The organism is Sphingomonas sp. YR710 (assembly GCF_900101455.1).
Lineage (GTDB): Bacteria > Pseudomonadota > Alphaproteobacteria > Sphingomonadales > Sphingomonadaceae > Rhizorhabdus.
The window spans coordinates 1-14,725 of record NZ_FMZJ01000030.1 but is presented as its reverse complement, the minus strand read 5'-3'; the positions used below and the strand labels follow the sequence as shown (position 1 = coordinate 14,725).

Sequence of the window (14,725 nt, the reverse complement as noted above, 5' to 3'; positions counted from 1 at the left end):
GTCTTCGCCGTCGAGCGATTGGAATCGATCGATGATGTTGCAAGACGCGTGCGGAGTGCATCGGCTGCGGCTTTCGTATCTCCCACAATCCATTCCGTGAAGAGCACCGAAGCGTCGCGCGGTTATAGCGTACGCCAAGAGGTCGAGGCCCTGCCGCAGAAATACGAAGCAGGTCACGTCGTCGCGATCTGCTCACATGCAGCCTTGCTGATGAGCGATTTCACAAATTTCCATGGGTGGCATCTTGTCGTTGATGAGGTCCCTGGTGTGCTCCATAGCGAGGAAATCGCCAGCAAATGCGACGTAGAATTCTTCGCTCGCCACTACGAACTCACGCCCGTCGACCAGAAATGGTCGAGCGTTACGCTAACCGACCAAGGTCTAGCGATCGACGGAAGTGACCTCGCGATGGACGACAGCCACCGCCATCTGCGCGCATTCCACCAGCGCGTCGTCGAGGCGAGCCGTGGCGGAGACACGGTCAGGTCGGTGATTTGCAACCTTCAGTCTTGGCCGGAGATGGCTCAGGATAACTTGAAGTGGGTGTGGTGGTCGGTGTTCTCGATCCATCAGCTAGAGGCCTTCCGATCAATAAAATTTCTGGGGAATGCATTCACGCAGAGCCTCAGCTACAAAATTCTTCGCAAAAGGGCGAACCTCCAGCCCGGCGACAACCGCCGACCAGTCCAGTGGAAAAGCTTCTCCAAAAATCGTGTCCGGGCCTTCGCCAAGCGCAACGTTCACGTCCGATATTTCGCCACCCGCAATGCCGCCTGTTCCCATTTCGCGACCGATGTCGGCCTCCGACATCGAAAGCAGATCGGCGAATATGTTGCGAGCCAGGTCGCGGCCGAGCACATGATCTGGACCTGCAACAAGCTGAAGGATGTCGTTGCCGATCCGCTTTTCGAGGCTCTCCCGGCGACGAGTTACCTCAGGCCTCGCCAGGCGGGGACCGACGCATATATGGATCGGTCTCATGCACTCATCATCTATGCGAGCAAACCCTCGCGCAACATGCGGTCCGTCCTGGACCACCTCAGGCTCGACGACTCCGATTGGGTCATCTCGAACGAATATGAGACGATCCTGCAGTTCGTAACGAGGACCAGCGTGCGCGATCCAGCCAACGCGCAGGACGTCACCATCTGGGTCTACAACAAGGATCAGGCCACATATTTAATGGATTATCTCGCGACGCTCCGCCACGTGACGGCGGACATCGATTTAATCGACCTTGGTCTGGTTTTCGAAGCCAGCAATCCTGGCGGGCGCCCGAAGATTTCACGTACGCCTGATGAGGCCGCCGCGCTCGCCCAGGAGCAGCGCGATCGGAAGGCGCGGACGGAGCGCGAGCGGCGCAAAAAGCTGAAGGAGGCGAGGTTCGTCGCGGGGCAGCCCTTGAGACCTCGGGGGCGGCCGAGGAAGGCGGCGTGAGCGAACGGGCGAAGCCCGAGCGTCGCGCTGTCACCGCGCCATGCTTGATGTGGTCGCAGGGAGCGTATTCCACGGTCAACCCGCCGGAGTTCGACATGAGTAATTATTTGATGCGTATGCCAATTGAGGGGCGATTCTAACTTCTGGCCGCTATTTTTCGGTAACGATGTCGTCCTCGGCACAGAAGTTGGAACGTCACGGGGAGCTAAAGGTGGACCTCGGCGAGGGACGTAACCACTGCGTAATCGACGCCGATGCTCTCGAAATGTCGGCGTCCACAATCGATTTTCTGATTTTCCTTCGAGCGTCTCTCTTCGGAATCGAGCGTGCTTTTGGTTTCGCGCACAAAATAGAGCTTCTCGTCGCGATCAGTCACAAATGCCCAGTCGGGATTGTACGGCCCGATAGGCGTGTCAATCTTGAACCATGATGGAATTTTTACGAACAAGCGGACGTTTTCATTGTTATCGAGGTCACGTGCAAACTGCCGTTCTACTTCCGATTCATATTCGATGGCGTCGAAGAGGGCCTTCTCGCGATTCTGAACCTCGTAAAGATTATCGAGGTATCGAACTATGCCTTTTTCGGCTTCCTGTTCGATGCGGCTCATTTCCCAAGAGTGATCGGTAATTTTCTCGTATTGAATCCCTTCGAGCATTAAGTCGTGCAAGGCACGTGAAATTTCCTTTGCGACTGCTGCCATGAAAGCCTGCGGATTGAGTTTGAACTCAGCCAAACGTCCTGACTGTTTCAAAATTTCCGCGAGGGTATGGCGAGTAAGCTCGGTTTCCCTCTGTAGAAACGCGAGAATATCCGGCAGGAATTGAACCCGCTCGGCGTCGCGGACGCGGGTTGCGATCTGACGGTCAGCGGATACGCCTGCGTCGGTGATGTCCACCTCAACGACCGTGGTTCCAATGCGCGGAGCTTTGATCGGCTCGATGTTCAGCTTGATGCGTTTGACGGCACGGTCGATGAGGTCGGGGGTTTGGAAGCTCACCCGATACCGCGTCCGGTGTTTGATCTTGTCCCAAAGCGCCGTGAATTCCTCGCTCAACTGGACTTCCTTTCGGAACTTCAGCTCTCGGCGGTCACGGGCATTGGCAATCCGGTTTTTGAACAGCTTGCGATTGATCTCGTCGATAATCTCCGGCTTCAAATCGGAAAATTCGTCTGCGATGTTCAGCGAAAAATGCGGGTTCTTTGGATCGAACTTGTTCTGAATGTCCCCGCTGGCATTCAGATAGCCGTTCGCCACAAGGTCAGCCCAAATGCGGGCGGACACGTCCTGCCCTACAGGCTTGTCCGTGCCGTCCTCGGCTTCGCGAACCAGCTTTGCGAAGGCGATCCTGTCCACCTTGCCGAACTTGATCCCGAAATCTTCCTCGAACTCATTTTGAAGGGAGCGGGCAAAATCTTCGTAGGACTCATTGGCGATGACGGTGAGGCGATTGACGCTTTCGTCATGGACGCGTTCGCCTGCGGCGTTGACCGGAAGGCGAAGGCCACGCCCAATTTCCTGACGCTTCTTGTCCGCCGATTGGGACTCGTTGAGCGTACAGATTTGGAAGACGTTCGGATTATCCCAGCCCTCGCGCAATGCGGAGTGTGAGAAGATGAACCGCAAGGGTTCGGCCTGATCGAGCAAGCGTTCCTTGTCGCGCATGATGAGGCTGTAGGTGTCATCATCTTCGGCGGTATTGCCGCGCGTGTCCTTCGCACGGCCCTGCTTATCCTGCGAAAAATAGCCATTATGGACCTGCGACACGTCGAAGGGGACAAGTCCCTTGTATATCGGCTTGGCGGTGAGTTCCGCGAAGGCCTCCTCAAACCATTGCCCGATTTTGCCAAGGCTCGTCGTGCCGTCGTCGTTGTAGATGCGGTAATTTGCAACGCGGTCGATGAAAAACAGCGACAGAACCTTGATGCCCTTACCTTTGAGCGCCCGTTCTTTCTTGAGGTGCTGCTCGACGGTTTCAAAAACCTGCGCCCGCATGACATCTTCGCCAAGCCCGCCAATTTCCTGACCTAGCTCAAGAAAGCGACCTTGGTTGAATTCGAGATACTCGGAGTCCGGCGTGCAATCGATGTTCTGCACGATGTAGCCGTCGCGATAGGTTTCGCGGCCACCTGACTTTACGAAAAGATCGTCGCCCTGTTTGACCCAGATTTTTGAAGGCGTAGGGCCGCTTGCGCCGTCCTTATGAATCTCGACCTGCGCCTTGATGCCGTTTTTGTTGTCCGTTTTCAGCAGCTTCACATAGGCGTCATTGAAGCTGTCTTCGGACTTGATCGAAGCGACCTCAATCCGCTTGACGAGCCTCAGGTCGTAGGCGCGGATCGGGTCCAGCTTATAAAGGAGGTTGTAGGGGTTCTTGTGGGTGGCGCTGTATCGCAGCGTTGCCATCGGGCTGAGGTTGCCGACGGCCCGTCTTGATTTTTCGGTCGTATCCACGCTCTGCGGTTCGTCGATGATGACAATGGGCTTTGCGGCTTGAATGAACTCGATAGGGCGGCGACCAGACATTCGGTCGTTTTCGCGGTTAATGACGTTCAGCTTTTTCAGCTCGTCCTCGGTCATTTCCGACAAGTCCTTGTCGGCAACGTCCTTTTGGAACGACTGAATGTTGATGACCATGATCTGAATCTGGTTACTGCTGGCAAACTGCCGCACCTTGCCCAGGCGCTTCGAATCATAGACGAAGTGATCGAACGGCACGTTCTCATAGAGCGTTTGGAAATGCTCTTTCATTATTGTGATCGAGTGGAGGACGCCTTCGCGGATTGCCACGCTCGGGACGACGATGATGAATTTTTTGAAGCCGTAAACCTTGTTCAGCTCGAAGATCGTGCGGAGGTACACATAGGTTTTGCCCGTGCCTGTTTCCATCTCGACCGAAAATTCGCGCCCCTGCAAAGCCGCCGTTTTCGCAATGTCGTTGGCCTCCTGAACCACCTGCACATTTTTGAGCAGGGTATCGTCATCCAGCGACAGGCTGTTGCCCATGCCCAGTTCCGATTGGAAGAGGCCGCCAATTTGCAGGGCTTGGAACGCCATAGCCGATGATTGCACGAACGGCTGGCCGTCAAACACGTTGACGACCGCGCTGATGGCGTCCTGCTGATATTGCAGCGTAGGGTCAAACTTGAGTTTCATCGTATGCGCCCTCAAACAGTCCGAAACACTATTTCGGACTCTTCGGCCTGAGCGCGAGCTTTGAAAGTTTGCACCGCGTTGGCTTTCAACTGATCGTTGCCTTTAAAGCCCTCATCCAAACAGATAACCTGCAATGGATTAATTTCCGCAAGCCCGTCGATTAGATTCTGGTCGATATCCTTTTCGAGGCATATTAACATTGCCCCATCCGCGACTGAGAAGACGTTCTTGTTGGCGACCTCGATCAGAGACACTTTAGTCGTTAGCGGAAACCCACCTTTCAAAAGAATCTCATAAAGAATTTCCTCAGGCTTAGCTGATTCCTGAATATGATGAATATGCATTTCAATCTGGCTATCTACGTCTGCGTTTTGATCGCCATCCCAGACACTGAAATTCGATTCCGCAAGGCTGAATGCTTTGAATCCTAAATCGATTCCAGTCGCAAGCAAAGCGGGCGAATCCCCGGAATCCGCTTCGCCGAATGATTTAGCGGCCCTACGAATTCTCTCCCGACCAATCTCAGCGATATTTTTGAACCCTGCCTTAAAGGCCTCGGAATCCTCTAACGTCGGTTCGGGCAACTGAACCATAATAAACTTACGATTGCCGCCGTCTTCCTCGTTCATCTCGAAAACTGCCTGCGCGGTCGCGCAACTCCCAGCGAAAAAATCCAGAATTATATCGTCTTCCGACGGATTAGGAATGATCTGAATCATCCTCTTTATGAGGGCGGTAGGTTTCGGAAAGTCGAATACCTTGCTACCATCAAATAGGTCACGCAAATCTCTCGCAGCTTTCTTATTTCCATCGAGGTCAGTCCAAAGTGGAGAAGGACGTTTGGTTCGGCCTTCAAGGTAGTATTTTACATACGGCCACCAAACCTCTTCGCCAGACCGGACAGTCTTCTTCCACAGAATGAAGTTGTCGTCCTTAAATTTCTGATAAGTATCCTTGCCGAAGCGCCAGCGGCCTTCGTAGCCTGCGGGTGCCATTGGCAAGACTTCGGTACCATCCGGCGCATAAACCGGATAGAACATCTTGGGGCGGTCCTCTCTACGATCAGCACTTCCTGTTTTTCGCATTTGATCGATTGCGAATTTTCCGCGCTCATCCTCTCCATCAAAACGTGACATATCTTTCTGAGATAGGGGTATACCCTCCAGACTTACGTTGTCTGATTTTGTATAAACGAGAACAAAATCGAATGATGATCCAAGCCCACCGCTATCTTGTCCTGTAGTTTGCCCTGTTGATCTTGCGATGTTACCTAAAAAGTTATCTTCGCCAAATATTTCGTCACAAAGAGACCTAAGATTAGATACTTCGTGGTTATCGATGGATACGAATACAATCCCATCTTCCTGGAGGAGATTTCTTGCCAAATAAAGTCTTGGATACATCATATTGAGCCAACGGGAGTGGTACCTCCCAGAAGTATCCGCATTCGTTGAAAATGCCCTGCCTTCACCATCAATCTGATTCGTGTACGATAGATACGTTTGGAGTGTTTCTGAATATTTATCAGGATATATGAATTCATTGCCCGTATTGTACGGAGGGTCGATGTAAATCATCTTTATCTTGCCGTAATATGATTTCTGGAGAAGCTTCAAAACTTCCAGATTATCACCTTCGATGAAAATATTATCGCTTTGATCGAATCCTACAGAATCTTCACGCTTTGGGAGCAGTGTTGCAAGGCTTGGCTGCTGTATAACTTTCATGCAGTCAGCTTTTCCAGCCCAATTAAGGCCGAAACGCTCTTTAACGGGATCAATCCATTCTCCAAGCGAACGTTTGAGCTGCTCAAAATCTATGTAACCTTCTGAGAAAACCTCAGGAAATACATCTTTAATCGCGCGCTTTATCTCTTCATGTTTGCTATCCGCTACGCTCAACGACGCTAATTCCATCTTTTCAGGGACACTCATTCCTTCATTCCTCACTTAATTTCAAACCGGATCGCAAAAAGCGGCTCATCGGACGCGTGTTGCCCTAAGCGCTCTTCGACCTGATCAAGCAGGCCATCCTTTTGTGTTTCAATATCTTTCGCGGCTTCGTCGTAAGCTCGCCAAGCGTCGTCTCTGGTATTTTCCAGCATTCGCGCTTTCCGTTGCAAAGCGAGCTTGTCGGGCAGATTGCCTGTTTGCCGGATTTCCTTTTTCAGTGCCTTGAGCTGTTCGTCCAAATCCTTGAGGTCGGCTTTCAGTCCGGCGCGGCGATCCTCCGCCCAGTGGTCCAGCTTATCCATTTCCTGATCGAACCATTGGGCTTGGCGGGTCGCCATAGCCTCTAAGATGGATTGGCGTTCGGCGTGAACCGCATCACTAACGGCCTGCGGCACAGATAGCGCGGCTGCTCCCTCACAATGGGCCGGAAGTTCGAATAACCGCATCGCTGCTTTGGAATCTATCCGCCGCCCGTCGTCGGTGAGTGCGGCTATGATGATATGATCTTGGTCATCCGATCCCCTGACGGAGAGCTTATGCGCGATGAGAGTGCCTCTCGATCCGATGAATGGCTCCAAAGCAACCGACTTCTGGGGCCATGCGCCGCAGTCGAACACGAAGTTTGCGCCGCTCAATGCACGGGTCGCGGCGTTCCCCATGATGTGCTGTGCAAGGGGGTGGCCCAGCCTGTAGCGATGGCCGTCCAGCCCTTGCTTGGTCATGAAATAGTGGCCGACTGGCGCGGCGATCCCTTTCGGCAGGGTCTTCAAGGCAAAGCTTAGATAGTCGTCATCAAACTTGGCGTGCTTGGCCAGTTCGTGCTTGGTGACATACCAGAGCATCCGGGCGTAGCGGTCGAGATACTCGCGGCTCTTGTCCATGTTCATCTTGAGCCTGTCGTGAACCTCGGCGTCAAAATTTTCCAAGAGCTTACGTCGGGTATCCTCCATCGTGACGCTGATATTTTCGTCCATGTCGGCCCGTAGCTGCTCGAACTCGGACTCGATCTCCTCCGTCGTTCGGCAATTCTGATAGATCGACACGATACGCTTTTCGAATTCGATGCCGGATTCAATCGCGCCCAGTACTTCATCGGATGCGCCGAATACGCCATCGAACAGCTTAAACTTCTCAGCCAAGAGCTGATAAACGCGCTGATCGGCGGCGTTGTTTTTGTTTAGAAAGTTGACGACAACAACGTCGAACCGCTGGCCGTATCGGTGGCAGCGTCCGATGCGCTGCTCGATCCGTTGAGGATTCCAAGGGAGATCGTAATTCACGACCATCGAACAGAATTGGAGATTGATGCCTTCGGCTGCGGCCTCGGTGGCGATCATGATAGACGCCTTATCGCGGAAATATTCCACGAGCGCGGCCCGCATATCGGCGGTGCGCGATCCGGTGACTTTATCCGTGCCTTTATGATGCTCGACCCAAGCCGCGTAGACAGCTTTGGATTGGGCGTCGGCATTGGACCCGTTAAAGAGGACCATTTCGTCAGCGTACTCGCTCTCGGAGAGGAGGCGGACAAGATACTCCTGCGTCCGACGGGACTCGGTAAAGATGATGGCCTTGCGGGGGCCGCCAAGCTCCGTCGATTTTGCGAAGCCCGCCTTCAATGCGCTGAGAAGGGCTTGCCCCTTGGCGTTCTCCGTGACGGATACGGCGAGGTCGCGGAACCGCCGAAGATCCAAAATCTCGGCGTCGATGGCGGCGATGTCATCGGCGGTGAGCAGTTCAGCCTCATCTAGGCCTTCTGACCATTCGTCGGCCATCTCGTCGAATTCTTCGAAATCGTCCGACAGCTCCTCCTCAAGCTGCTTCCGTGCAGTTTTGTCATTCCGAATCTGAGCTTCCAGCTTGCGGGCCAATGTGTCGAGCGCACCCGCAATCGCAAAGGTCGATGAGGCCAACAGCTTACGCATGATGAGTGTCATCAAGGTCCGCTGGCTGGAAGGGAGCGCCTGTAGCGACGGACGGCGGAGATAATCCGACACCATGTCGTACAAGGCCTGTTCCGTATCGGTCGGAACAAACTCCTGCGTGATCGGAATGCGGTTCGTGTACCGGATATATTCCAAAACCTGACGGCGAAGCGTCCGATGGCAGATACGCTGCAATCTGGTTTTCAGCTCATCGAATTGCCCGTCAGTGAGGCGGGCATACTGGGCGCGGAAGCTCTTCGCGTCGCCAAAGGCATAATCGTCGATCAGACTGACGAGGCCGTACAATTCCATCAACGAGTTTTGCAGCGGCGTTGCGGTAAGCAGAACCTTTGGCACATTGGCTAGGGCGGTTTTCAACGTCCGCCCGATGCGGTTGTCTGGCCGATAGACGTTACGCAAGCGGTGCGCTTCGTCGATCACCACCAAATCCCAAGGGATGACCATCAGCTCCTCAGCGTGACGGGCGGCAAACTGGTAAGAGCAAATCACGATATGATTTTGTTCGAATGGGCGGCGCACGCCATCCTTGGCCATCCTATTATAGTTACGGGCCTCAAGGATTCCGGTTGGCAGGAAAAACTTTTCCTCCACCTCCTGCGACCACTGCTTGCGGAGATTGGCAGGGGTGATGACGAGAATGCGCCGTTTACCCTCGGTCCACTTTTGAGCGAGGACGAGGCCTGCCTCGATGGTTTTTCCCAAGCCGACTTCATCGGCTAGGATCGCACCCTTGGACAACGGAGATTTGAAGGCGAACAACGCGGCTTCGACCTGATGGGGATTGAGGTCCACTTGAGCGTCCAGCAACGCGCCCGCCAACTTTTCATCGTCGGCCACAGAATGCCGCCTGTTCAGCTCATGAGCGAACAGCTTGGCATGATAATCTGTTGTGGAAGCGAAATTCTGCTGCACGCTTGCCCTTTATTAAGTGCGGAAGGGGCCGTTTGATGGGCGACATTAATCCGCGTTCTTGCTCTTCCCATCCGTGCGAGCGACATACTTCCGCATGAATTCCCGTATGACCTGCGCGGCAGGTCGGTCCTGCGCGTGGCAGGCCTCCAAGAAATCATGGCGAAGGGCTTTATCAACGCGAACGCGAAGCCCAGAATCTTTCACCGACATGGCAGGGAGTGTAGCCAATGGATACACAATCGGGAAGGGCTATTTGTGCCCGATTTAGGCGAGAAAACGGCTATGCGGCATCCAATCGCTGCACGGTTGGCAGGCTGGTTTTCAAGGGGCAGGCACGTCGCTCTGGTCGTCTTGCTAGAGTGAAACCAGTGCCGAGTGGTAGGACTGCACGTCCGCATCGGGACCGGCGGGGCTGGCTCATTGTTCGCATGGCTCGTAGTATTCTTTAGGAAGCGATTTAAACCGCTCGCAAATTAATTTTGTCCGGTCGACAACGAGTCACTTGAATATTTGTACTCGCGTCTTTTGAGTGCCACGCGACAGGTGGCTGCGTAAACCATCTTTTTTGAAGTAAGACGAGTGGAGACGGGCTTGCCGTCCTCATTTTGCGCTCTTATCGAGGCCGTAGAGTTCAAAAAGCATCACCGATGTCTGGGCGTGACGCAGCACCTGCACAACCCCTTGGGAGTCAGCTCCGACGGGGTCATGGGTAAAGGGCGATCTTGGCGGAGGTCCGTCCATTGCGCGGCACCCAACCATACCGGATAATTCAACATTCTATAACTTCGCAGAGAATTTTAGCGACGCGGCGAGCTATTCGCCTCCGGAAAGATGCTGGCGGTCCTTCACCGTTCGTGCATCTCGCTCGCGAGCTTCCAGCGCCTCTTCCAGCAGAACCCGCACAAAATCCCCTTGGCGGACCGGCCCGCGCAAGGCATCGATCCGGGCCTTTGTGCCCGCCCGCGCACGAACATGAAGCGCTTCGTCAAAGATTTTTGGTTTCGTCACGTAGCCACGAATAGCGGTATCGCTTTCTTTCATCCAGACCTCATTGCCCTAGGAAGTTGACCCTTTAAACGGTACCGGTTATATAAGCGGTACCGTTTAAGAGGGCAAGGTTTTGGCTACCGCGAAAATTTTGATTAGCGTCCCAACCAATGGAAATCCGGCGCAAATCTACGAGCAGATCGCGGCCTATAACGCCGCGATGAGCGGCAATTGCACGCACGTTGTCCATGTGTCGCGCGATGCTGCGCAGTCTGGAGCAATGGCGGAGTCCGGCGCGCTCAGGCTAAGCAGCTTCGAGAACGTCCTCCTCAATGATCGGCACTATTTCTCCAGGACGCCGTCGATCCTGGGCATCCACGTGATGAACGTCGAATTCGCCGTTAGGCGAGGAATCGCGTTCGATTATGTCTATCTCCACACCGCATCGGACTTGCCGTTCAGGCGCGGTCTCAATGTTCATATTGCGCAACATGATTTCGGCATGGGGCCGTCCCGGCGCGTCGATACGACCAAACAAAATGGCTGGAATCCGGCCGTCGCGGACCATCGCGACATTCACGCATTGACTTCGTTTTTTGGTCCGGATGCCGCAATCTACACTACCCGGACGGAAGGCTTTTTCGCGCGGCGCGACCTGTTTTTTGAGGTGATGTGGTATGCAAAGGTCCACGTGCCTTTCGAGCGCGAGAACATCTGGCGGGGCAATTATCCGTTCGAGGAGTACTTGCTGCCAACAGTCGTCGAGCACGTTCTAGGCAAACGTGATTTGCGCCGGACGCGTCACGCCGTGGTCACGACAACATCGGATCGAAGCTTCGGACTGAAAACGCGGGAACCTGTGAACGAGCAGCATATCCCCATTCTCGAAAAGCTCGATCCGGCGATCTTCGCATTCAAGTTCGTGCCGACCGACCTCACCTCGCCGGTGCGGGCCTGGGTGCGGGCGCAACTCGGCTACGGGCTACCCACCCAATGACGGACGAAGAATTTGCCCCGCATCCGGCCGACGCGCCGATGCCGGTTGACCACGACGTATTGGTCGACGTGTTGTTCGCAGATGGACACATTTCCCGGCGGCAGCCCGCCGGGACATTCGGCCCCCATACCGCCTGTGATGATTGCATGTGGTCCTGGCCGTCGCGCGAGGAGGATCGGATCGTGGGCTGGCGACCCGCAACATAAATACCTGCATAGCAAAGGCAGGTTTTTATGAGATATCGAGAAATTGCGCGCGGCCGCTCCGAGCTTCCGACCCCGACCTTTACGCATCCGTTCCTTACCCGAATCTGGCTCGATCCCGTCGATGCTGAGCGATTTTTTGCGGCAATCGACCGCAGCGAGCACTATCAGGTCTACGAACACGACCGGTCACAGGCGGACGTGCATGTCGTCCTGCTGGGATGCTCAACGGAACTCGTTCGGGATCATCTGCGACGGGAGTGGATGTGACATGGTCCGCGAAAGGCTGATCATCGCGCAATCGGACCAGCAGGCGGCCGACGATTGGATTATGGACCGATGCGATCCTTTTCAGGCCGTCGTTCCGGTAAATAGAGGGACCGTCCTTGTTATCGACTGCTCGCCACCTGGAGCGATGCTCATCTTAATGGTGGGCGCCGATCGAGGTTGGTGCGCTGATGACAGTCGAGCTTTTTTCGCCAACGAGAACGAGGAGGTCGTCCTCCAGGAAGTGGCTTGGGTCGAACGCTTTGCGCGTGTTTACGCATTCGAGGACTCCCTCGAAATCGATCTACGAACAATTTTGGACTGTGAGTTCGATACGACCGCGAATGCTGCGGCTTTCCGCTTGGAGTTGAAGGCGCAGATATATTGAATGGGCCCATGTTTTACCGCAATTTCGGAACTTACACTTCATTGCAATAAAGCACTGCGGATATATCTCGCGACATACGAGATCGCCTCATTACTGTTCAGTCCGTTCGACCCGCCACTCAAATGTGGAAGAACGACCGTCGGCACGGAGCCCTCCCCCATATAGATGCGCTTTTTATGACCGCTCACTTGAAATTCGTGGAGGCGGGGCATTTCCATGCTCGTAGCAGCGGTGAAATCATCAAGGTGAGTTAAGCCCAAACATATAATCAAACTCGGATTACACTTTTCGACCCACGACCTGACAATAGGCAATCTGACTTCCCGCATCCATTCGTGATACATTGATTTTTGATCAAACCCGGTCTGCATTGCGTCTTGGTTCGTCCAAGCGCTGATCCTATTACATGCAACAGGATAAAGGTTCCCTTTAAAATAGCCTTTGCACCCCCGCTCAAACGGCCGGAATTGCCGCGCAAACTGTTCATAATCTTCGGCGTTGCCGCCGCTCAAAACCGATAAGAGCTTGAACGCATTGCGGTTGAAAGGCCATTTCAGTTGAAGGTCGACCGCATAATTTCTCAGCAATTCCGAGGCGTGACCACCGTTCATTTTATTCGCAGCATCGGCTCTTGACCACCCTGGCTCAAGACCAAGGAGCCAAATCGACCGAGCGTTCGGCGTCCCCGCGTCGCCGCCATCACAGCTTTCGAGAAAGGCTTCTGGGTCCCGCATACGCTCTCGAAAAGCGCGGGCAGCTTCAGAAAGAGTGGAGCAACTCATCGGGTTGCAGAATCCTTCCGCTAAATTCTCAGTTTGCCTACCGTGGCGTTCACAGCGAAGCTGTCAAGTGAGATGCCGCCGGAATCACGGCCGCCACCGACAAACTGTCCATCAGTGATCCGTGCCGTCCGAACACTCCTCAGGGGCATTTTGTGAACTGACCTTTCTTCGGACCTGACGCCACACGGCACTTACCTTTCGCGTCCTTGGTTATGCTCGACGCAGCAATCGCAGGCGCCGCAGGTGGGCACTTGATGAACTTCCCCTTGGCATCCCGATACGGCGCAGCCCACGCAGGGACAGCGGAGCCCGCCAGGAGCGCAAAGGCGACAAGAGGGGAGATGAAGACCTTTGACATTGCATCGACTCCTATAGGCTTCCTAGGCGGCCTGGCGAGCGAGCCCCGGCTCTTTTGTTGCGCCCCTATCAATGCAATCGTGGGGATCGGCACGGACGGAGCTAGAGAAGATGACGGTGATCGGAGATCGAGAACATGTGACTGATCCCCTTACAAGAGCAGAGACATATCTCGGTGATAAAGGGATGTTGAATTGCCCAGGAGCCGTGCTTTATTCTTCCTATGACACGCTAGCACCCTGTCCAATGTATATATTAGGATTGAATCCCGGAGGCGATGATAGTGTGAAATCGACCATTGCAGACAATATTTTCGCATCGAGGCGAGGAAACAACTCCTATCTCGATGAGGAATGGAGTCGGAATGGTAGACTCCAGAAGCGTGGACAAGCAGTTCTGCAGCGGAGAATGCAAAATGTAGCTTCTCTAGTTGGAATTAACCTTCGACATATACCGGCCACTAACCTCGCCTTTACGAGGTCGCGCAACATTGCAGGACACCTCGATTTTCATGGAGCCGTCGAACTTTGCAAGCCGGTTCACGAGATATTTTTGAGCGCGGTTCAGCCAAAGCTGTTGTTCACATTTGGAAACGTCCGTCATTTTGCGAACAGCTTTGTTTTGGACCAGTGCGAAGAGCGATCAGCTTATCATGCGAACTGGAAGGCCTATCGCGGTCGCGTAGTGTTTGGATCACGATCATTCGCGTTCGGAAATGTGCCCCATCTCTCGTTATGGGGAGGAGAGAATAAGAATGATGTGCTTCGGTGGGCGCTCGAAGCCGCGATCTCACCTTCATAGGGGCGGCTCCTGCAGCTTCAACCATGTGGGGAACGAGCGTGCCGAAGCCAAATCTCCACGCCCAAACGCAGAAAATGCGACACTTGCCGAGCCCGTCTGGGTCCATCCCAAAGACGCTTGGAGGCGGTCAGTCGTTATGATTAGCTTGTAAAGCTCGAACGCCCAACATTCGACCGACATCAGAAAACACGCGACTGCTGAAGTTTCGTCGATGAGAGTTGCCATTTCGTGTTCGATGTAGGTCTCGACCTACATTGAGCGAAGCATTTCCGCCCAGGCCAAAGCCTCGACCTTTTCGTCATTTGACCAATCTTTCATGTGCGCCATGCCACTCAATCCTCCGCCTTCTTGGGAGCCCGAGCCCTCTGCTCCAGGTTCTCGCGCCACTCCTTGAGGCGGCGGTTGTCGGCGGTCTGCTTGTTGAGCTTGCGGATGGAACGCTGCATCCGGGTCATCTTGCGGCGGCGCTTCGGCTTCTTCGCGACCTCCGCGCCGGGATCGGGAATCGCCGCTTCCGCATTTTCGGGAGAGGTTAACAG

General features: G+C 54.2%; 11 protein-coding genes. 4 read left to right on the top strand and 7 right to left on the bottom strand.

Annotated features, from left to right (window positions below; all coding sequences use genetic code 11):
• The coding region (locus BLS13_RS19975; protein WP_218123333.1) for a hypothetical protein at positions 1-1,437 on the top strand (1,437 nt) is incomplete at its 5' end.
• 205 nt (positions 1,438-1,642) lie between these two features.
• Here BLS13_RS19975 and BLS13_RS19970 read toward each other — a convergent pair.
• The 5 genes from BLS13_RS19970 to BLS13_RS19955 all read right to left on the bottom strand — a co-directional run bounded on the left by BLS13_RS19970 (position 1,643) and on the right by BLS13_RS19955 (position 10,445).
• On the bottom strand, positions 1,643-4,594 hold the full coding sequence (locus BLS13_RS19970) for a restriction endonuclease (RefSeq protein ID WP_093454770.1): 2,952 nt from the start codon (positions 4,592-4,594) through the stop codon (positions 1,643-1,645).
• A gap of 11 nt (positions 4,595-4,605) precedes the next feature.
• The gene (locus BLS13_RS19965) at positions 4,606-6,528 is read right to left on the bottom strand and encodes a site-specific DNA-methyltransferase (protein WP_093454768.1); all 1,923 of its coding nucleotides are present in this window, start codon (positions 6,526-6,528) and stop codon (positions 4,606-4,608) included.
• Positions 6,529-6,539: 11 nt separating this feature from the next.
• A complete protein-coding gene (locus tag BLS13_RS19960; protein WP_093454767.1) occupies positions 6,540-9,404 on the bottom strand; it encodes an SNF2-related protein in 2,865 nt (954 codons plus the stop codon).
• A gap of 45 nt (positions 9,405-9,449) precedes the next feature.
• On the bottom strand, positions 9,450-9,614 hold the full coding sequence (locus tag BLS13_RS21310) for a plasmid-related protein (protein WP_371128230.1): 165 nt from the start codon (positions 9,612-9,614) through the stop codon (positions 9,450-9,452).
• A gap of 603 nt (positions 9,615-10,217) precedes the next feature.
• Positions 10,218-10,445, bottom strand: a complete 228-nt coding sequence (locus tag BLS13_RS19955; RefSeq protein ID WP_093454765.1) for a hypothetical protein — start codon at positions 10,443-10,445, stop codon at positions 10,218-10,220.
• Between the two features lie 79 nt (positions 10,446-10,524).
• Here BLS13_RS19955 and BLS13_RS19950 point away from each other — a divergent pair, with 79 nt between their 5' ends.
• From BLS13_RS19950 to BLS13_RS19935, 3 genes are all read left to right on the top strand, one after another.
• Positions 10,525-11,388 (top strand): hypothetical protein, encoded by an 864-nt coding sequence (locus tag BLS13_RS19950; protein WP_143012039.1) that lies wholly within the window; start codon positions 10,525-10,527, stop codon positions 11,386-11,388.
• Between the two features lie 233 nt (positions 11,389-11,621).
• Entirely contained in the window at positions 11,622-11,861 is a 240-nt protein-coding gene (locus BLS13_RS19940; protein ID WP_093454761.1) for a hypothetical protein, read from the top strand.
• Position 11,862: 1 nt separating this feature from the next.
• Positions 11,863-12,246 (top strand): hypothetical protein, encoded by a 384-nt coding sequence (locus tag BLS13_RS19935; protein WP_093454759.1) that lies wholly within the window; start codon positions 11,863-11,865, stop codon positions 12,244-12,246.
• 38 nt (positions 12,247-12,284) lie between these two features.
• Here the strand turns inward: BLS13_RS19935 and BLS13_RS19930 are convergent, their stop codons facing one another.
• A complete protein-coding gene (locus BLS13_RS19930; RefSeq protein WP_093454758.1) occupies positions 12,285-13,028 on the bottom strand; it encodes a hypothetical protein in 744 nt (247 codons plus the stop codon).
• Between the two features lie 1,490 nt (positions 13,029-14,518).
• Positions 14,519-14,725 (bottom strand): hypothetical protein (locus tag BLS13_RS20825; protein WP_176943706.1); only part of this gene is annotated, 207 nt, incomplete at its 5' end.

Excerpts from the sequence above, each read along its gene's own strand:
- BLS13_RS19955 (WP_093454765.1), bottom strand. The coding sequence starts at position 10,445 with ATGAAAGAAAGCGATACCGCTATTCGTGGCTACGTGACGAAACCAAAA.
- BLS13_RS19970 (WP_093454770.1), bottom strand. The coding sequence starts at position 4,594 with ATGAAACTCAAGTTTGACCCTACGCTGCAATATCAGCAGGACGCCATC.
- BLS13_RS19935 (WP_093454759.1), top strand. The coding sequence starts at position 11,863 with ATGGTCCGCGAAAGGCTGATCATCGCGCAATCGGACCAGCAGGCGGCC.
- BLS13_RS19940 (WP_093454761.1), top strand. The coding sequence starts at position 11,622 with ATGAGATATCGAGAAATTGCGCGCGGCCGCTCCGAGCTTCCGACCCCG.
- BLS13_RS19930 (WP_093454758.1), bottom strand. The coding sequence starts at position 13,028 with ATGAGTTGCTCCACTCTTTCTGAAGCTGCCCGCGCTTTTCGAGAGCGT.
- BLS13_RS21310 (WP_371128230.1), bottom strand. The coding sequence starts at position 9,614 with ATGTCGGTGAAAGATTCTGGGCTTCGCGTTCGCGTTGATAAAGCCCTT.
- BLS13_RS19965 (WP_093454768.1), bottom strand. The coding sequence starts at position 6,528 with ATGAGTGTCCCTGAAAAGATGGAATTAGCGTCGTTGAGCGTAGCGGAT.